This is a genomic window from Streptosporangium sp. NPDC053982 (assembly GCF_055585205.1).
Genome location: NZ_JBVJKQ010000003.1, coordinates 98,536 through 116,412 on the forward strand (window position 1 = coordinate 98,536; position 17,877 = coordinate 116,412).

The following is a 17,877-nucleotide window of genomic DNA, read 5'->3' on the forward strand; positions in this document are numbered from 1 at the left end:
CCCGTGCGGCGGCGCGGGACGCCGCGCCGCACGGCCCTAGGGTTGAGCCATGGAAGGGATCGAAGACCTCATAGCGCGGGCCGGTGTGGACGGCAGGCGGCCCCGGGCGGTCCTCGCGGCGCTGTCCGGCGGCCGCTGGTGGACGCTGGCCGACCTGGTCCGCGAGACGGCGACGTCCCGGCGGACCGTCGAGGCGCTGCTGCGCGAGGTCGAACTGGAGCGCTCCGGCGACCGGTTCCGGCTGACGCGCCCGCCGGCCGGGATCACCGGGATCACGAGGGAGAACGCGCCGGCCGACCCGGTGGCCCACCTGCTGCCCCGCCACGCCGGCCTGGTCGCGACGATGGAAGAGCTGATCGCGCGGGCTCCGCGCGGCCGCCAGGCGCTCGACCACGTCGCCGCGACCGCCGACACCGTGGTCCGGCGGGCGCTGCTGATGGACGCCCGGTTCTGGCTGGACGGGGCACGGCTGCTGTGCGTGGGCGACCACGACCTGACCTCGCTGGCCACCGCGCTGCTGCATCCCGGCGTCGAGATCACCGTCGTGGACGTCGACGAGCGCATCCTGGACCACATCGCCGGCCACGCCGAACGGCTCGGCCTGGCCGTCCGGACCCGCTGGGCCGACCTGCGCCTGGGCCTGCCCGCCTCGGCGCACGCCTGGGCCGACCTGGCGATCACCGACCCGCCGTACACCCCCGAGGGGATCGGCCTGTTCACCGCGCGCGCCGTGCAGGGGCTGCGCGACCGCGAGCAGGGCCGCGTCCTGCTCGCGTACGGCGCGAGCGAGCGCACCTCGGCCCTCGCCCTGAAGGTCCAGCACGCCCTGTCCCAGCTCAACCTCGTCAGTGAGGCGATCTACCCGGACTTCAACCGCTACTTCGGCGCCGAGGCCATCGGCTCGGCCGCCGACCTGTACGTCCTGCGGCCCACCACCAAGACCTGGCCCGCCGTGGCGGCCCGCGTCGACGGCCTCAGCGCCGCGATCTACACCCACGGTCCCCAGTCGGTCGAGTCGGCGGGGGCGGCCGGTCCGGCCGCGCGGGCCGCCGCGCCGGACCCCGGGGAGTCGCCCGGGGTGCTGGTCGGCGAGTGGCCGAAGGATCTCCTCCCCCGCGTCCAGCGCACGCGGCTGTCCACCTGGCTGGCCAAGCCGCACGCGGGCGATCCGCGTCGCGTGGCGATCGCCGTGCCCGCCGGGATGGAGGCGGCGCTCCCCCGGCTGCTGCTGGCCACCCGCGCCCGCGAGGTGCGGGTCACGCTCGCCGGGCCGCCCGCCGGCCTGCCCGGCGCGCCGCTGACGTCCCTGTACGAGCTGACCGCCGAGGGCCCCGTCGTGCGCGCCGTACGGCTCGCGCCCCCGGAGACGGACGAGGGTCGCGTCCTGCGGCACATCCTGGACAACGCCCATGGCAAGCTGGCCAACACCTGGCGCGAGGGCCTCATCCGGGTCCGGGACGACCTGACCAAGAGGCAGGCCAGGGCCCTGGTGGAGGCCGCCGCGCCGTGGGCGGGCGAGGTGACCGTGCTGGAGCTGCCCGCCGGCCGCCTCGCGGAGCTGCCGGCCGCGGTACGGGCGTCGGTGGTGGCGGCGGACGGGTCCGCGGCGCACCCGGCACCCGGAACCGGGCACGCCGCGGGGTCCGGGGCCGCGTCCGGCACGGGGTCCGGCGGGGGGCTCGGGGCCGAGGCGGGGCCCCCGGACGCGGGGGCCGTCAGCGCGTCAGGCGACGCTGGACGGCCAGGCTGAGGCCGTCCAGCGCCACCTGCGGATAGGTCAGGTCCACCCCGGCCGCGGCGCCCACCGGGCCGACCCAGCTCACGGTGACGTAGTGGCCCAGGGCCCGCACCTGCGCCCAGCTCCGCGCGGCGCCGAAGCCGGGCGGGGCGCCGGGGGCGAGGCGCACGAAACCGCCGCCGCCGTCCCGGGGACCCGCGAACGCCCGCACCAGCCGGTCGGCGGCGGACGCGTCGGCCAGGTTGAAGATGACGAACTGCCCGAAGACCCGTCCGTCGGCGGTGGCGTAGCGGGCGCGCAGCGCCTGGCCGCACCCGGCGACCGCCTCCTCGGCGGCGCCCCACACCGCCGCGGCGCAGTCGGTGAGCGTCTCGGAGCCCTGGCGGGCGAGGGTGGTCCCGCCCGCGGCCACCGACCCGGCGGGGAAGACCTCGCCCGCGGTCAGCGGGTCGGGGTCGGCGGCGCGGGTGGCGATCGGCGCGTAGATGGCGCTGGTCGTCTCGCTGCGCAGCGTCGCCGGCCGCGGGAGGTCACCGCCGCGCAGCCACAGGAAGGCCGCCGCCCCCGCGGCGACGACCGGCACGGCGACGGCTGCGGCGATCCACTTGCGCATGACGCACCAGCCTAGTGGGACGCGGGAGACGCCCGGGGCGCTTCCCGCGGGTCAGGAGGCCGGGCCGGCCGCGACGACCCGGCGGAACACGGCCTTCTCCGCGCCGCGGACCGCGAGGGTCAGGGCGACGAAGTCGTCCCGGGGACCGGGCTCGGCACCGTCGGTACGGCCGACCCAGGCCAGGCCGGCGTAGTGGCCCATGGCGTAACCGCTGCCCTCGGTGTATCCACCGGACGGGAAGACGGCCTTGCCGGACTGCGGCGCCTGGATCCAGCCGCCCCGGTACGCCGTGGTCAGCCCCTGGACGAGCGCGTCGGCGGAGGCGGCGTCCCTGAGGTTGAACAGGGTGTACATCGCGACGTAGCGGCCGTCGGCGCTGGTGTAGAGGCCCCGGGCGGCCTGTGTGCACCCGCCCTGGGCGAGCCGGTCGGCGAGCTGCCCCCAGGCCGTCGCCGGGCAGCCGGAGCTCAGGTCGGTGGCGGCCAGCCGCAGGGTGACCTTGCCCTCCTTGAGGGTCTTGACCGCGAAGACGTCCTTGACCGTCAGCGGCTCGGGGTCGGCCTTGCTCTGCGCGATCGGCGTGAACAGCTTCGGCGACGCCCAGCCCTTGTAGGCGTCGGGCCTGGGCCGGGTGGTCAGCGCGGCGGTGGTGACCCGCTCGGGCACGACGTCCTGGCCCAGCGACCCGACGATGAGGATCATGGCGACGATGGTGCCCGCCACTCCGGCCAGCACCGTGCCCGCGATGACGGCCCGCCGCTGGAACGGGGTCAGGCCCCACTCCTCCAGCCGGGAGCCGCTGTCGAAGCGGTTCTCGGGGCGGGTCTTCTCCGGGCGCGGCTTCCCGGAGCGGGACCGCTCCGAGCGGGACCTCTCGGAGCGCGACTTCTCCGGACGGCTCCTCTCCGGGCGCGGCTTCTCGGAGCGGGACCTGCCGCGGCCCCTTCCCGTCCGGCCGGTGGGGACCTCCGCGCCCTCGGTCTCCCACGCCTCCCCCGGGTCCGCCACGGCGAACTCGGGCGGGACGGGGAACTCGGGCGGGACGGCGGAGGCGGCCCGGGCGGGCCGCCCGGGGAACGCGGGGGCGGCGTGCGCGGAGGTCCCCGGAAAGGAGGGGGCGCCCTGGGCGTACGCCTCCCGGAAGAAGGGGTCGTCCACGGCGGGGCCCGCCGGGAAGGGACCGTCCAGGAAGGGGGTGTCCGGGGCCGCGGCGCCGGGCGGGAAGGGGACGCCCGGAGAAGGCTCGGGGGCGGCCGGCCTGGCGGCCCGGGAGGAGCCGCGGCGGCGCTTGCGCCCGGGAGGACCGGGAGGAGTCGTCACAGGGAAGTCCCTCCCAGCAGGCTGCCCAGTCCGAACGTCAGCCCCGCCGCGACCACGCCGACCACGAGCTGGCGCAGGCCGCTGTACCACCAGCTGCGCGCGGTGACCCGGGAGACCAGGGCGCCCGCGCCGAACAGCGCCAGGCAGGACACCACCGCCGGCCAGAGCAGGCTGGTGACGCCCAGCAGGTACGGAAGGAGCGGCAGCAACGCGCCCAGGCTGAAGGACAGGAACGAGGAGATCGCGGCGGTCTTCGGCGAGGGGAGGTCGTCCAGGGTGACGCCCAGCTCGGCGCTGGCGTGCACCTCCAGCGCCTTCTCCGGATTGAGGGAGATCTGCCGGGCCACCTCGGCGGCCAGCGCGGGCTCGACGCCGCGCGACTCGTAGAGCTTGGCCAGCTCGTCCTGCTCGGCCTGCGGGTTGCGCTCCAGCTCGCGCCGCTCGATGTCGATCTCGGCGATGGCGAGCTCGCGCTGGCTGGCGACCGAGACGTACTCGCCGCCGGCCATCGAGAACGCGCCCGCCGCCAGCCCGGCCACACCGGCCAGCACGACGACCTTGATCGTGGAGGTGCCGCCGGCCACACCGGCGATCAGGGCGAAGTTGGAGACGAGACCGTCCATCGCGCCGAACACCGAGGGCCGCAGCCATCCGCCGTTGACGTCACGGTGCTCGTGATGGATCTCGGCACGCGTGCCGGACCCTCCGCTCATCATGTCTCTTTCCGACCGTCGGACGCAGCCTCCGCGACCCCCTTCCGGGAGTCGGCGGGCTCTTCCGGCCCGTCGGCCTGATCCGCCGGGTGCGCCGGATCGGCGCTCCCTCCGGTCTCCAAGGCTAGCCCGGCCGACACTGTGCCCGGTTCGCCGCTCTCATTCGCTTCGCCGCTCCTGACCGGTCCACCGTTCTCACCCGGTTCGTCCGCCGGATCGGCCTCGCTCGCCGTACCGGCCCCGTCCTCGGCGCCCGGCTCATCCGCGGGGGCCGCCGCGGCGGCCTCGTGCTCGTCGGCCTGGCCGGCCGGGTGGGCGGGGTCGGCGGGGTCGGCGGGGTCGGCGGGGTCGGCGGGGTCGGCGGGCGGCTCGCCGCCGGGACCCGCGGCGAGGACCCGCTCCTCGCCGGTCTTGCCGCGGGCGTACCAGAAGTAGGCCATCGCCGCCAGGAACAGCACGACCGAGGTCCACTGGTTGAGACGCAGGCCCAGGATGTGGTGGGCCTCATCGATGCGCATCCCCTCGATCCAGAACCGGCCCGCGGTGTAGCCCGCGACGTACAGGGCGAACACCCTGGCGTGACGCAGCGCGAACCTGCTGCCCGCCCAGACCAGGAGGAGGGCCAGCGCCAGGTCCCACAGCGACTCGTACAGGAACGTGGGGTGGTAGGTGGAGACCCCGGCGATCGTGCCCGGCCGGTCGGGGTCGATCTCCAGACCCCACGGCAGGTCGGTCGGCCCGCCGAACAGCTCCTGGTTGAAGTAGTTGCCCCAGCGGCCGATGGCCTGGGCCACCGCGATGCCGGGGGCGACGGTGTCGGCCACCGCGGACAGGGAGATGCCCCGCCTGCGGCAGCCGAACCACACGCCGAGCGCGCCCAGCGCGACGGCCCCCCAGATGCCCAGCCCGCCGTTCCAGATGAACAGCGCGTCGATGGGCCTGTTGGGCGCGTCCGGCGCGAAGTAGAGCTGCCAGTCGGTGATGACGTGGTAGAGACGTCCGCCCACCAGGCCGAACGGCACGGCCCAGACGGCGAGGTCGACGATCGTGCCCGGGGCCCCGCCCCGGGCCCTCCAGCGGCGTTCGCCGATGACGACGGCGACGATGACACCGAGCACGATGCACAGCGCGTAGGCCCTGACGGGGACGACGCCGAAGAGATGCCAGACCCCTTGAGAAGGGCTGGGAATCGAGGCGAGGGGCATGTCAGGTGACGTTACCGTGTCGCGGGCTACTTGGCCGCATCAACGACGGCCTGGCGCAGCTCCGCCGGGCGGAACGCCACCTCGTTGTCGACCTCCTTGCCGTCGAGCTTGAGCGTCGGGGTGCCCTTCAGCTTCGCCTGGTCGAGGATCCTCGTGCTGGCGGCGAGGTGGGCCTGCGCCTTCTCCTGGCCGGTCACGCACCGCTCGAAGCCCGGGTCGGTGACGCCGGCGTCCCTGCCCCAGGCGACCAGGTCCTCCAGCGAGAAGCCCGGGGTGTTCTCGGCCGGCTGCTTCTTGAACAGCTGGTCATGGAACCTGGCCCACGGGGCGCCGCCGGGGATGCAGCGCGCGGCGGCGCCGGCGCGCAGCGAGTTGCCCCGGGTGACGCCCTTGTTCATGTCCTCAGGGAAGATCGTGATCGGGTGGTAGACCACCTTCGCCCTGCCCTCGGCCGCGAGGTTTTTGATCGTCGAGCCGCTGGTCTCCTCCAGCGCCCTGCACGCCGGGCACTGGAAGTCCTCGTAGACCTCCAGCACCGGCCTGTTCACCCCCGGCCTGGCCATCACCACCGAGCCGTCGGCGGCGACGCTGATCGGGGCGAGCGCCCCGCCGGCCTCCTCGGGCTTGCTGCCCTGGGCGGCGAACCACCAGCCGGCGCCGATGGCGCCGAAGGTGACGACGGCGGCGGCGGCGATGGTCACGATGCGGCGGAGCCGCTCCCTGCGCCGCTCCTCCTCGCGCTGCGCCTTGATCCGGTCGCGGACCGACTGGTCACGCGCGGCCTTGCCCATCAGCGGTTCTCCTTCACGTGGGGCTCCTCCTCGTCGCCCTCGGCGTCGTACACCTCCCGCCCGGGGATCAGTCCCAGCGCGGAGTCCAGCGCGAGCCGGCCCGGCGGGAACCAGGCGACGACCACGCCGAGCGCGAAGAGACCGGCGTCGCGCAGGATCGTGAGGAGGTAGTCGGGCTCGGCCCCGGCCTTGAGCTGACCACCGCCGCCGAAGCAGCCGCAGTCGATGCGCAGCCCGCGCGCCCACGCCGAGGCGATCCCGATGACGAACGCGAGCATGAGCAGCATGGAGATCATGCCCGCGACGCGCGTGAGCAGCCCGACGACCAGCAACACCCCTACGACGATCTCCAGGATGGGAAGGCCGTAGCCGACCACCTTGGCCAACGATTCAGGAAGCAGTTCGTATGCCTCGACCGCCTGGACGGAGAGCGCAGGAGTACCGATCTTCTGCCAGCCTGCGGCGATCAGCACACCCGCGAGCACCAACCGCGAAACGGTCGTCACCCAGGGTAGCGCCGAAATCGCGCCCCGTGTTCCCACGCTGGTGGGCTTCTCGGAAGTCACGAGCATCATCGTCTCCTATTCCAGGCCCCCGCCTGCGCTCGTCGCGGAATCCCCCGCCATCTCGCGGAGATCCCATCACGGGCCCGGTAAGCGTCGGATAAGCCTGCGGCGGACCTCAGCGGGCCGTTCGCGGGCCGCCCCGCCCCGGACGCGGCCGAGCGTGGCGAACCTGGGAATTTTATCCGAGATATGGCTCTGAACTGCGGATATACCGGTCGGAGATGATTCTTCGCGGCTCCGGGCGCCGCCCGCTCTCGTGCCGGGACCGCCCCGCCCGTCCGGGAGCCCGCCGCGGCACGGCGTGTCACCGTCCCAGGCCACGGGCCGTGACGGCGCGCATCCGGCGACCGGCGACGCACCGCCGAAGCCGTACGGCCTGCGGCGGCATCGACCGGCGCGGGAAACGCCACGAGGCCGGTGCCGTACCCCCGCGGGGGTACGGCACCGGCCTCGTGCAGCCGGCGGCGCGTGGCCGACGGCGGGTGGTCAGCCGCGCGTGGTCAGCGGCGCGTGGTCAGCGGCGGCGGACGCCGTCGGCCAGTTCGGCGGCGAGCCCGCGGACGGCCGCCAGCCCGGCGGCCTCGTCGGAGGCGTCCAACAGGCGGCGGATGAAGGCCGAGCCGACGATGACGCCGTCAGCGTACCCGGCCACCTCGGCCGCCTGGTCGCCGGTGCCGACGCCCAGGCCGACGCAGACCGGCACGTCGGCGTGCGGGCGGGTCCGCTCGACCAGGTCGCGGGCGGCGGAGCTCACCGTGTCGCGGGCGCCGGTGACGCCCATCAGGGAGGCCGCGTAGACGAAGCCGGTGCAGCAGTCGGCGACGGCCCTGATGCGCTCCTCGGTGGAGCTGGGCGCGACGAGGAAGACGGTGTCGATCCCGGCGGCGGCGCTGGCCTCACGCCAGGCGCCGGACTCCTCGGGCGTCAGGTCGGGGGTGATGGTGCCCGTCCCGCCGGCGTTCGCCAGGTCACGGGCGAACCGCTCGGCGCCGTAGCGGTCGATCGGGTTCCAGTAGGTCATGACCAGGGTGGCGGCCCCGGTCGCGGCGACGCCCTCGACGGTGCGCAGCACGTCGGCGATGCGGGTGCCGTTGGTCAGCGCCCGGTGGACGGCCGCCTGGATCGTCGGGCCGTCCATGAGCGGATCGGAGTACGGCAGGCCGATCTCGATCACGTCGCAGCCGGCCTCCACCATGGCGGAGGCCGCCGCGACGGCGCCCTCCACGGTGGGGAAGCCGGCCGGGAGATATCCGATCAGTGCGGCGCGGTCGTCCGCCTTCGCCTTGGCGAACACCGTCTGAAGAGTCGTCATCGTTGGTTCCAGTCACGCGGTTCAGGTCTTCCTCCCCGCGCCCGGGCGCGGGGAGGCGGGCCGGTCGTCAGAGGTCGAAGTACTTCATGGCGGTGCCCATGTCCTTGTCACCGCGGCCGGAGAGGTTGACCAGGATGATCGCCTCGGGGCCGATCTCACGGCCGAGCTTGAGGGCCCCGGCCAGCGCGTGGGAGGACTCGATCGCCGGGATGATGCCCTCGGTGCGGGCGAGCAGCGCGAACGCCTCCATCGCCTCGGCGTCGGTGACGCCGTGGTAGGAGGCGCGGCCCGAGTCCTTGAGCCAGGCGTGCTCGGGGCCGACGCCGGGGTAGTCGAGACCGGCGGAGATCGAGTGGGACTCGATCGTCTGGCCCTCGTCGTCCTGCAGCACGTAGGTGCGCGCGCCGTGCAGGACGCCGACGGAACCCTGGGTGAGGGTGAGGGCGTGCTCGCCGTTCCCGGCGCCCCGGCCGCCTGCCTCGTAGCCGTGCAGCCGGACGTCCTCGTCGCCGATGAAGGCGTGGAAGATGCCGATCGCGTTGGATCCGCCGCCGACCGCGGCGGCCACGGCGTCCGGGAGCCGGCCGGTGAGCTCCAGCATCTGGCGGCGGGCCTCGACGCCGATGACGCGGGCGAAGTCGCGGACGATCTCGGGGAACGGGTGGGGGCCGGCGATCGTGCCGAACAGGTAGTGGGTGTGGTCGACGTTGGCCACCCAGTCACGGAACGCCTCGTTGATGGCGTCCTTGAGGGTCTGGCTGCCGTTGGCGACCGGCACGACGGTGGCGCCGAGCAGCTTCATGCGGGCGACGTTGAGCGCCTGGCGCTCGCAGTCGACGGCCCCCATGTAGATCACGCACTCCAGGCCGAGCAGGGCCGCGGCGGTCGCGGTGGCGACGCCGTGCTGGCCCGCGCCGGTCTCGGCGATCACCCGGGTCTTGCCGAGGCGCCGGGTGAGCAGCGCCTGGCCGAGCACGTTGTTGATCTTGTGTGCGCCGGTGTGGGTCAGGTCCTCGCGCTTGAGGATGATCCGGGCCCCGCCGGCGTGCTCGGCGAACCGCGGCACCTCGGTGAGCGTGGTCGGCCGCCCGGCGTAGGTGCGCAGCAGGTGGTCGAACTCGCGGATGAAGTCGGGGTCGTTCTTGGCCTTCTCGTACTCGGCGGCGACCTCGTCGAGCGCCGGGATCAGGGCCTCCGGCACGTAACGGCCGCCGAAGACGCCGAACTTGCCCCGGATGTCGGGGTCATCGCCGTACACGCCGTTACCGGCGAGGTCGGCGGGGGTCAGGATGGTCTCCTCTGTCGCTGCCACTGCTCTACTGCCCCTCGGGTCGGGATGCGGGATGGGCTCCGGCGGTGACGAGGTCGACCACCGCGGCCCGCGGGTCCTTGCCGGTGACCAGGCTCTCGCCCACCAGGACGGCGTCGGCGCCGGCCCTGGCGTAGGCGAGCAGGTCGTGGGGACCGCGCACCCCGGACTCGGCGACCTTGATGACGCCCTCGGGGATCTTGGCGGCCAGCTTGGCGAAGACGTCGCGGTCCACTTCGAGGGTCTTGAGGTTGCGCGCGTTGACGCCGATGAGCTTCGCTCCGGCGTCGACCGCCCGGTCGAGTTCCTCCTCGGTGTGCACCTCGACCAGCGGGGCCAGCCCGATCGACTCGGCCCGCTCGATGAGCGAGACCAGCGCGTTCTGCTCCAGGGCGGCCACGATCAGCAGCGCCAGGTCGGCGCCGTAGGCCCGGGCCTCCCACAGCTGGTAGGAGGTGACGACGAAGTCCTTGCGCAGCACGGGGATGTCGACGACGGCGCGGACGGCGGCCAGGTCGTCGAGGCTGCCGCCGAAGCGGCGCCGCTCGGTCAGGACGCTGATCACGTGGGCGCCGCCCGCCTCGTAGTCCCCGGCGAGCGCGGCGGGGTCGGCGATCGCGGCCAGCGCGCCCTTGGACGGGCTCGACCGCTTGACCTCGGCGATGACGGCCACCTGGTCCCCGCCGAGCGCCGCGTAGGCGTCACGGGGCGGGGCCGCCCGGCCGGCGCGCTCCTTGAGCTCCTCCAGCGACACCGATCGCTGCCTCTCGGCGAGGTCGGCGCGCACCCCGTCGAGGATTTCGTCCAGCACGCTCACCGGACCTCCCCGCGAAACTCGGAGGTCAGGTCAGCGAACCCTGCCGTGACCGCGGTCCGCTCGCTCCACTCGCTCACGAGTAAGGCCCCTCCCCAATCGATTGCCCTTGTCCAGCCGATGGTATCGGGCTTGCCGGGTCCACCTGCCACGGGGGACACCGTAGCGGACTATGGGGCTAAGAATTCCCCAAAAGGTACATTACGCAATATCCAGAAAAGGATCATTAAAGCCAGAAATACCCATACATAGTTAGCTTGTACGGATTTCATGGCAAACGGTCGGCCTCGCCAGGAAAGCAGGGCCCACCGGCCCCACACCAGCGCCGCCACCGGCACCAGCGCCACGACGAACGGGTTGAACCCCAGCGCCGCCGCCGGGTCGCCGTGGACGAGCGCGTGCACCGCCCGCAGCCCCCCGCAACCCGGGCAGTACAGGCCGGTGAGGAGCAGGAACGGGCACGGCGGGTAGTGACCGGGCTCGCCGGGGTCGACGGCGCCGACGTAGGCGGCCGCCAGGACCACCGCCGCGGCGGCGCCCAGCGGGACCGTCAGGGACCTCACCCGCGTCCTCCGCGGGACCGCGTCCCCGTCCGTCGCCATCGCCTCGCCCGCACCTCCGCCCCGCCCGCGCGCCCCTCACCACCGGGACGACCTTTACCGGCCACGATACTCATCCCCGGACCGGCGCCCCGCCGCCGGCCCGGCCGCGCTCCGCCGCTCCCGGGCAGGACTCCGGGCGGGAACCGTCCGTGCGCGGGGCGCGCGGGAGATGTACGAGACCCCGTACGGGGATTCCGCCGGAGGTCGCCGCGCACCGGCCGGAGCGCCGGTCAGAACCCCGTGTACGCCGCGCCCGCGAAGAGCCCGAAGAAGGCGAGCCACACCAGCACCACGCCCACCCAGCAGGCGATGCCGAAGTAGGACAGGACCAGCCCGGCGATCGCCATGCCCCGGCCCTCCTCTCCGGTGCGCTTGATCTGGCCCAGCGAGACGTGGCCGAGCACCACGCCCACGATCGAGGTGATCCCGCACAGGAACAGGCCCGCGATGCCCAGGATCAGCGCGGCGATGGCCATGCCGTTGTTGCCGCGGGGCGGCGGCGGGCCGTACCCGTAGGGGTCGTAGCCGCCGGACGGCCCGTACGCGCCCGGCGCGCCGTACCCGCCTCCCACGCCGTGACCGTTCCCCGCTCCGTAACCGTCCGCCGGGCCGTAACCGCCGGGGACGTGGTCCCCGTAGGGACCGTGGCCGCCGGACGGAGGTCCATAACCGCCGGGCTGGTTCCCGTAACTCATGAATGACCCCCTTTGTCGGCCTGCGGAGCGAGATCCTAGTGAAGAACGAGCGGCCCCACCGATCCACGCCCTTTTCCGTGCGGAGTTCGTGACCTCCCGGTGAGCCCGGTGCGCCCGGGGTGTCCAGCCGCTCGGAGCGGGCCCGGCGCGCCCGAAGTGCCCGGCCGCTCAGAACGGGCGCGGCGTGCCCGGATCGTCCGGTCTCCCGGGGCCGTCCGGTCCGCCGGAGATGTTCGGTCCGCCGTGGCCGCCGGGTTCACCGTGACCGCCGGGTCCACCGGGGACGTCCGGCGTCTCGGTGTCGGCCGTCGGGTCGGCGCCGCGGTCGATCGCGTCCCACAGCGCCCGCTCACCGGTGCCCCGGGCCTCGGCGCGGCCCGCCCCGCCGGAACGTTCGTAGCGGTCGGACATGCCGGGCCAGCGGCGCCCCCGGACGGCGGCCACCGCTCCCCCGGCCAGCAGGACCAGGCCCCCCACCGCGGCCACCACCGGCCAGGCCGGGGCCGCGGCGACCAGCCCGCCGGCCGGGCCGGCCGCTCCGGTGGCGTGCTCGGCGGCGGCCGAGGCCGCCGCCGCCGGGCGGGATCCGGCCCAGGCGGCCGCCACCGCCCCGGCACCGCACGCCGCCATCACGCCGCCGACGATCCCGCGCCACACCCCCCTGGTCGCGAGCACCGCGACGATCGCGGCGAGCGCCGCCCAGGCGGCCGGGCCCAGCGCGGGGGCCACGTCGGCCGCGGAGACCGGCACCGCGCGGGCGCCGTACGTCACGGTGAACCAGTCGCGGCCGGAGGAAAGCAGCACCAGCCCGGCTCCCGCCGCGCACGCCGCCACCCAGGTCCACAGCGCCCGCGCGGCCGTCACCCGGACGTCACCTCGAGCAGGCCGGCGTCGAAGCAGGTGCGGTCGCCGGTGTGGCAGGCGGCGCCCACCTGGTCGACCTTGAGCAGGATGGTGTCGCCGTCGCAGTCGAGGGCGGCGGACCTGACGTGCTGGACGTGGCCGGAGGTGTCGCCCTTCACCCAGTAGGAGCCGCGGCTGCGCGACCAGTAGGTGGCGCGGCCGGTGGTGAGGGTGCGGTGCAGCGCCTCGTCGTCCATCCAGGCGAGCATCAGCACCTCGCCGGTGTCGTACTGCTGGACGACGGCGGGCACCAGCCCGTCGCCGGTGCGCTTCAGCCGGGCCGCGATGGCGGGGTCAAGGGACATGCCGCAATTCTGCCGCAGCCGGGGGCCGGGCCGCCGCCCGGTCCCCGCACCCGGTCACCGCCCGGTCCCGCACCCGGTCACCACGCCGCCCGCCACCGTCTCCGCGCATCGGGCGGCCCGCCGCGGGACGTCCCGCCGGCGGCCGTACGGTCCCGCGCCGGGTGCCGTCGCGCCGCAGGCCGCCCGCCGCGTCTCAGCGGGAGCGGTCGTCGTCGAGCAGGTCGGCCGCCTGGACGACGATCCTGGGGTCGGGCGTGCCCACGACCTCGTGGTCCTTGTCGGCGTAGTCGAACAGGCTGAGCACGTGGCGCATCGCCTCTATGCGGGCGCGCTTCTTGTCGTTGCTCTTGATCACCGTCCACGGCGCCGCCTCCGTGTCGGTGTGCAGGAACATGTCCTCCTTGGCCTGGGTGTACTCCTCCCACTTGTCGAGGGAGGCCACGTCCATCGGCGACAGCTTCCACTGCCGGACCGGGTCGACCTGCCGGATCACGAATCGGGTGCGCTGCTCGGAGCGGGACACCGAGAACCAGAACTTCACCAGGTGGACGCCGTCGCGGACGAGCATGCGCTCGAACTCGGGGGTCTGCTCCAGGAACTCCAGGTACTCGTCGGGCGAGACGAAGCCCATCACCCGTTCCACCCCGGCGCGGTTGTACCAGGAGCGGTCGAAGAAGACCATCTCGCCGGCGGCCGGCAGGTGGGAGATGTAGCGCTGGAAGTACCACTGGGTGCTCTCGCGCTCGTTGGGCTTCTCCAGGGCGACGACGGTGGCGCCGCGCGGGTTGAGGTGCTCCATGAACCGCTTGATGGTGCCGCCCTTGCCTGCCGCGTCGCGCCCCTCGAACAGGATCACCAGCCGCCCGCCGGTGTCCTTGATCCAGTACTGCAGCTTCAGCAGCTCGATCTGGAGCAGCCGCTTGAGCCGGTCGTACTCCGCCCGGCCCATCCGCTCGCCGTAGGGGTACTTCTCCCGCCAGGTGTCGACCGGGCTGCCGTCCTCCCTGACCAGCACGGGATCGTCGTCGTCATCGTCCAGGACCCTCAGGTCGGGTATCTCGTCGAGCAGGTCACTGCGGGCCGCCGCGGAGCGCACGTCGAGCACCGGGGGCAGCTGCCCCTCCGTCTCCTCGCCGGTCAGGTCCGTCATCGATGTTCTCCCCGTGACGCGGGTGTCGGGTTCACACCACAGGCACTACCTCACCGCCCGCGCGCTAATCCTCCCCGGCGCCACCGGAGAACCCCGCCGCCACCTGGACGGCGACGGCGCCGTCCAGGTGGCGGGGCCGCGGACCGGAAGGCCGCGACCCCGCGGGACGGCCCTCAGGAGCGGGCCGCCGCGACCCAGGAGGCGTGCAGGTCCGCGTAGACGCCGCCCTGGCGGACCAGTTCGGCGTGCGGGCCGCGCTGCACGATCCGGCCCCGGTCGAAGACCAGCACCTCGTCGGCCGCCTCGGCGGTGGACAGCCGGTGGGCGATGGAGACGGCCGTACGGCCCCGCGTGACGCCCTCCAGCGCGCGGGCCAGCCGTACCTCGGTGGCGGGGTCCACGGCGGAGGTGGCCTCGTCGAGCAGGAGCAGGTCGGGGTCGGCGAGGTAGGCGCGGGCGAGGGCGACGAGCTGGCGCTCGCCCGACGACAGCGACTCGCCCCGCTGACCGACGGGGGTGTCCGGCCCGGCGGGCAGCCCCTCCAGCCAGTCGGCGAGCCCCAGCTCGGTCAGGGCCAGCGTGATCTCCTCGTCGGTCGCCTCCGGGCGGCCGAAACGGATGTTGTCGGCGAGGGTGCCGTCGAACAGGAAGCCGTCCTGCGGCACCATGACGATCCGCTCGCGCAGCGAGGAGAAGCGGATCCGGCGCAGGTCCTCGCCGTCCACGGTGACCCGGCCGGAGACCGGGTCCATCAGACGGGTCAGCAGCTTGGCGAAGGTGGTCTTGCCCGAGCCGGTCTCCCCCACCACCGCGATCCGCGAACGCGGCGGGATCTCGACGGACACGCCGTCCAGCACCGGGGGACCGCCGGGGTAGGCGAAGGAGACGTCCTCGAAGGCGACGGAGATGGGACCGCGCGGCAGCTCGACGCCGCCGGCGCCCGGGTCGGCCACGTCGGGCGGGGTGTCCAGCACGCCCAGGACGCGCCGCCAGCCGGCCACGGCGTTCTGGGCGTCGTTGAGCACCTCGGTGGCGGTCTGCAGGGGCGACACGAACAGGGTGATCAGGAACAGGAAGGCCACCAGGCTGCCGGCGGTCATCTCGCCGGAGACGCCCAGCCGTACCCCGAGCAGCACCACGCCGGCGACGGCCACCGCCGCGACGATCTCGGTCACCGGGAACACCGTGGCGACGATCCGCTGCGTGCGGGTCTGCGCGGCCTTGCTGGCCTCGATCGCGGCGTCCAGCCGCTCGGCGGTGCGCGCCTCGGAGGCGTGGGCGCGGATCACCGCGGCGCCCACGACCGACTCGCTGATCGCGGCCAGCATGTCGCCGGCCCTCTCGCGGACCAGCGTGTAGGCGCCCGACAGCCACCGCTGGAAGCGCGGCAGCACGATCATCAGGGGCAGGAAGCAGGCCCACACCAGCAGGGTGAGCTGCCAGGAGTAGACGGTCATCAGGACGGTCGCGACCAGGAGCTGCCCCACGGAGATGACGATCATCAGACCGCCCCACTGCATGAACGTGCTGATCTGGTCCACGTCGCCGGTGACGCGGGAGACCAGGGCGCCGCGGCGCTCGGTGTTCTGGGTCAGCACCGACAGGTCGTGCACGTGGCGGAAGCCGCGCACCCGCAGCGTGGCCAGGGACGCCTCGGTGGCCCGGTAGAGGCGGACGTTCATCAGGTACGCGCACAGCGCGGTGAGCGCCACGGCCGCCGCGCACAGCAGCACGGCGGCACGGATGTAGGACACGTCCGGGACCGACCCCTTGAGCCCCCGGTCGATGGTCTGCTGGACGGCGATCGGCACGATCACCTTGCCCACGGTCGCGACGACGGCCAGGGCGAGCGTCCCGGCCAGGCCCCTGCGGAACTCGGGCGTGAGCGACAGCCCGTGGCGTACGGTGGCCAGCGCCGAGCGCTCGGTGCCCTGAAGCGAACTCACGCTCTGACCTCTTCCTCTTCTTCCGTGTCCTTCATGACGGCCCCGGGCGCGGCGATGCGGGTCCCGGCGGCCCCGGCGGCTCCGGTTGCGCCGGGGACCCCGTCCCCGGTTCCGGTCCCGTCCTCGTCGAGCGCCTCGCGCTCGGCCTCCTCGCGTTCGTAGGCGGTGACGAGGTTGCGGTAACCCTCGCAGCGGCCGATCAGCTCCTCGTGCGGGCCGTGGTCGACGACGCGGCCGTGCTCCAGGTAGACCACCTCGTCGGCCAGGGCGATGGTGGCCATCCGGTAGGCGACGACGACCACGGTCGAGGAGCGGGCCGCGTCGCGCAGGCCGTACAGGATCTTCCCCTCCACCTGCGGGTCGACGCTGGAGGTGGCGTCGTCCAGGACGAGCAGCCGGGGGCGGCGGACCAGCGCGCGGGCCAGGGCCAGGCGCTGGCGCTGCCCGCCGGACAGGGACGCGCCGCGCTCGCCGAGCCTGGTGTCGAGCCCGGCGGGCAGCGCGCCGACGAAGCCGTCGGCCTGAGCCAGGCGCAGCGCCTCCCCGACCTCCTCGTCGGAGACCGGCAGGCCGAGGGTGACGTTGCCGCGCACGGTGTCGTCGAACAGGAACGTCTGCTGCGGCACCAGCGCCACCGCGGCGCTGACCTCGCCGCGGGCGGCCTCGCGCAGGTCCGTCCCGTCGACCAGGACGGCGCCCGCCACCGGGTCCACCAGGCGGACGAAGGTCTGCACGAGCGTGGACTTGCCCGAGCCGGTGGGCCCGACCAGCGCCACGGTGCTTCCGGGCTCGACCGTGAGGTCCACCCCGTGCAGCACCTCGGCGTCGCCGTAGGCGTAGTGGAGGCCGCGGACCTCCAGCCTGGCGGGGGCCTCGCCGCGCAGCCCGGCCTCGCCGTGGGTCATGGAGCCCGTCGCGGACAGCACGGCCTGGACCCGCTCGTAGCCGACGACCGCGCGGGGCAGCTCGGCCAGCACCCAGCCCAGCGCCCGGATCGGCCAGGACAGCAGGGTGAACAGGTAGGCCACCTCGACGAGGGTCCCCGGGGTGACCGCGCCGCTCTCCAGGCGCATCGACCCGATCAGCAGCACGGCGAGCACGCCGAGGGTGGGCAGCGCCTCCAGCAACGGGTCGAACAGGCCGCGGACCCGGCCGACGGCGACGTTGGCGTCGCGCAGCCGTTCGGCGCGGGCGCGGAACCGCGCGGTCTCCTCGTCCTCGCGGCCGAGGGTCTTGACGACCAGGGCGCCGTCGAAGCTCTCGTGCGCGATCTCGCTGACCTCGGCGCGGAGCTGCTGGGCGCGGGTGGCCAGGGGGCTGAGGCGGCGCTGGTAGAGCAGGTTCAGCACGGCGATCGCGGGGAAGATCAGGAAGCCGACGAGGGCGAGGACCGGGTCGGTGAGGACCAGCGAGACGGCCGCGGTGACCAGCATGACGACCACGCCGACCGCCATCGGCAGCGGCGCCAGCGGCGCCCAGGCCGCCTCGGCGTCGGAGCTCGCGTTGGACAGCAGCTGCCCGGTGGGGTGGCGGTGGTGCCACGACAGGGGCAGCCTCAGGTACTGGCGGGTGACGCCGCGCCGGGAGGATGCCTGCATCCGGTACTGCATGAGGCCGGCGAAGTAGCGCCGGCCGGCCACGCCGAACGCCTTGAAGACCGACACGCCGACGATCAGGGTGGCCCCGAGGGCGAGCGCGCCGCCGGTGACCCCTCCCTGACGGAACGAGGCGAGCACCACGTGCTCGGTCGCCCAGCCCAGTGCCCACGCCGACGCGACCGTCATCACGCCGTACAGGGCGCTGGCCAGGACGGCGGCCGTGAAGACCGCCTTCTCGGCGCGGACGGCCACCCCGAGGACGCGGAGCCCTTTACGCATGACCGCCGAGGTCACCTT

At 74.1% G+C, this 17,877-nt stretch carries 17 protein-coding genes; 1 reads left to right on the forward strand and 16 read right to left on the reverse strand.

Going from position 1 to position 17,877, the window contains the following annotated elements; translation table 11 throughout:
- The first annotated feature begins 49 nt into the window (after positions 1 to 49).
- Positions 50 to 1,750, forward strand: coding sequence for a bis-aminopropyl spermidine synthase family protein (locus tag ACZ6W9_RS05715; protein WP_470116791.1), 1,701 nt, complete (start codon positions 50 to 52; stop codon positions 1,748 to 1,750).
- On the opposite strand, the gene ACZ6W9_RS05720 is transcribed toward ACZ6W9_RS05715, so the two are convergent.
- The 16 genes from ACZ6W9_RS05720 to ACZ6W9_RS05795 form a co-directional block, all read right to left on the reverse strand.
- Positions 1,716 to 2,351 (reverse strand): hypothetical protein, encoded by a 636-nt coding sequence (locus ACZ6W9_RS05720; RefSeq protein WP_470116792.1) that lies wholly within the window; start codon positions 2,349 to 2,351, stop codon positions 1,716 to 1,718. The genes ACZ6W9_RS05715 and ACZ6W9_RS05720 overlap by 35 nt on opposite strands.
- A 51-nt stretch (positions 2,352 to 2,402) precedes the next feature.
- Positions 2,403 to 3,671 (reverse strand): hypothetical protein, encoded by a 1,269-nt coding sequence (locus ACZ6W9_RS05725; RefSeq protein ID WP_470116793.1) that lies wholly within the window; start codon positions 3,669 to 3,671, stop codon positions 2,403 to 2,405.
- Positions 3,668 to 4,384, reverse strand: a complete 717-nt coding sequence (locus ACZ6W9_RS05730) for a VIT1/CCC1 transporter family protein (protein ID WP_389954561.1) — start codon at positions 4,382 to 4,384, stop codon at positions 3,668 to 3,670. The genes ACZ6W9_RS05725 and ACZ6W9_RS05730 overlap by 4 nt, the downstream gene beginning before the upstream one ends.
- Entirely contained in the window at positions 4,384 to 5,589 is a 1,206-nt protein-coding gene (gene lgt, locus ACZ6W9_RS05735) for a prolipoprotein diacylglyceryl transferase (protein ID WP_470116794.1), read from the reverse strand. The genes ACZ6W9_RS05730 and lgt overlap by 1 nt, the downstream gene beginning before the upstream one ends.
- A gap of 26 nt (positions 5,590 to 5,615) precedes the next feature.
- The gene (locus tag ACZ6W9_RS05740; protein WP_362943531.1) at positions 5,616 to 6,380 is read right to left on the reverse strand and encodes a DsbA family protein; all 765 of its coding nucleotides are present in this window, start codon (positions 6,378 to 6,380) and stop codon (positions 5,616 to 5,618) included.
- Entirely contained in the window at positions 6,380 to 6,955 is a 576-nt protein-coding gene (locus ACZ6W9_RS05745; protein WP_389954567.1) for a MauE/DoxX family redox-associated membrane protein, read from the reverse strand. Before ACZ6W9_RS05745 ends, ACZ6W9_RS05740 begins: the two co-directional genes overlap by 1 nt.
- Before the next feature lie 505 nt (positions 6,956 to 7,460).
- The gene (gene trpA, locus ACZ6W9_RS05750) at positions 7,461 to 8,258 is read right to left on the reverse strand and encodes a tryptophan synthase subunit alpha (RefSeq protein ID WP_389954570.1); all 798 of its coding nucleotides are present in this window, start codon (positions 8,256 to 8,258) and stop codon (positions 7,461 to 7,463) included.
- A 67-nt stretch (positions 8,259 to 8,325) separates the two neighbouring features.
- A complete protein-coding gene (gene trpB, locus ACZ6W9_RS05755; RefSeq protein WP_470116890.1) occupies positions 8,326 to 9,516 on the reverse strand; it encodes a tryptophan synthase subunit beta in 1,191 nt (396 codons plus the stop codon).
- A 58-nt stretch (positions 9,517 to 9,574) separates the two neighbouring features.
- Positions 9,575 to 10,384 (reverse strand): indole-3-glycerol phosphate synthase TrpC, encoded by an 810-nt coding sequence (gene trpC / locus ACZ6W9_RS05760; protein WP_362945522.1) that lies wholly within the window; start codon positions 10,382 to 10,384, stop codon positions 9,575 to 9,577.
- A gap of 167 nt (positions 10,385 to 10,551) precedes the next feature.
- Positions 10,552 to 10,944 (reverse strand): DUF2752 domain-containing protein, encoded by a 393-nt coding sequence (locus ACZ6W9_RS05765; RefSeq protein WP_389954573.1) that lies wholly within the window; start codon positions 10,942 to 10,944, stop codon positions 10,552 to 10,554.
- A gap of 269 nt (positions 10,945 to 11,213) precedes the next feature.
- Positions 11,214 to 11,555, reverse strand: a complete 342-nt coding sequence (locus tag ACZ6W9_RS05770) for a DUF4190 domain-containing protein (RefSeq protein ID WP_470116795.1) — start codon at positions 11,553 to 11,555, stop codon at positions 11,214 to 11,216.
- Between the two features lie 291 nt (positions 11,556 to 11,846).
- The gene (locus ACZ6W9_RS05775; protein ID WP_389954578.1) at positions 11,847 to 12,542 is read right to left on the reverse strand and encodes a Trp biosynthesis-associated membrane protein; all 696 of its coding nucleotides are present in this window, start codon (positions 12,540 to 12,542) and stop codon (positions 11,847 to 11,849) included.
- Positions 12,539 to 12,886, reverse strand: a complete 348-nt coding sequence (gene hisI / locus ACZ6W9_RS05780) for a phosphoribosyl-AMP cyclohydrolase (protein WP_389954581.1) — start codon at positions 12,884 to 12,886, stop codon at positions 12,539 to 12,541. Before hisI ends, ACZ6W9_RS05775 begins: the two co-directional genes overlap by 4 nt.
- Positions 12,887 to 13,079: 193 nt before the next feature.
- Entirely contained in the window at positions 13,080 to 14,036 is a 957-nt protein-coding gene (gene ppk2, locus ACZ6W9_RS05785; protein ID WP_389954585.1) for a polyphosphate kinase 2, read from the reverse strand.
- Positions 14,037 to 14,209: 173 nt separating this feature from the next.
- On the reverse strand, positions 14,210 to 15,982 hold the full coding sequence (locus ACZ6W9_RS05790) for an ABC transporter ATP-binding protein (protein WP_362945534.1): 1,773 nt from the start codon (positions 15,980 to 15,982) through the stop codon (positions 14,210 to 14,212).
- A complete protein-coding gene (locus ACZ6W9_RS05795) occupies positions 15,979 to 17,859 on the reverse strand; it encodes an ABC transporter ATP-binding protein (protein ID WP_470116891.1) in 1,881 nt (626 codons plus the stop codon). Before ACZ6W9_RS05795 ends, ACZ6W9_RS05790 begins: the two co-directional genes overlap by 4 nt.
- Between the last annotated feature and the right edge of the window lie 18 nt (positions 17,860 to 17,877).

Excerpts from the sequence above, each read along its gene's own strand:
- ACZ6W9_RS05745 (WP_389954567.1), bottom strand. The coding sequence starts at position 6,955 with ATGATGCTCGTGACTTCCGAGAAGCCCACCAGCGTGGGAACACGGGGC.
- lgt (WP_470116794.1), bottom strand. The coding sequence starts at position 5,589 with ATGCCCCTCGCCTCGATTCCCAGCCCTTCTCAAGGGGTCTGGCATCTC.
- ACZ6W9_RS05715 (WP_470116791.1), top strand. The coding sequence starts at position 50 with ATGGAAGGGATCGAAGACCTCATAGCGCGGGCCGGTGTGGACGGCAGG.
- ppk2 (WP_389954585.1), bottom strand. The coding sequence starts at position 14,036 with ATGACGGACCTGACCGGCGAGGAGACGGAGGGGCAGCTGCCCCCGGTG.
- ACZ6W9_RS05740 (WP_362943531.1), bottom strand. The coding sequence starts at position 6,380 with ATGGGCAAGGCCGCGCGTGACCAGTCGGTCCGCGACCGGATCAAGGCG.
- trpA (WP_389954570.1), bottom strand. The coding sequence starts at position 8,258 with ATGACGACTCTTCAGACGGTGTTCGCCAAGGCGAAGGCGGACGACCGC.
- ACZ6W9_RS05720 (WP_470116792.1), bottom strand. The coding sequence starts at position 2,351 with ATGCGCAAGTGGATCGCCGCAGCCGTCGCCGTGCCGGTCGTCGCCGCG.
- hisI (WP_389954581.1), bottom strand. The coding sequence starts at position 12,886 with ATGTCCCTTGACCCCGCCATCGCGGCCCGGCTGAAGCGCACCGGCGAC.
- ACZ6W9_RS05730 (WP_389954561.1), bottom strand. The coding sequence starts at position 4,384 with ATGAGCGGAGGGTCCGGCACGCGTGCCGAGATCCATCACGAGCACCGT.
- ACZ6W9_RS05795 (WP_470116891.1), bottom strand. The coding sequence starts at position 17,859 with ATGCGTAAAGGGCTCCGCGTCCTCGGGGTGGCCGTCCGCGCCGAGAAG.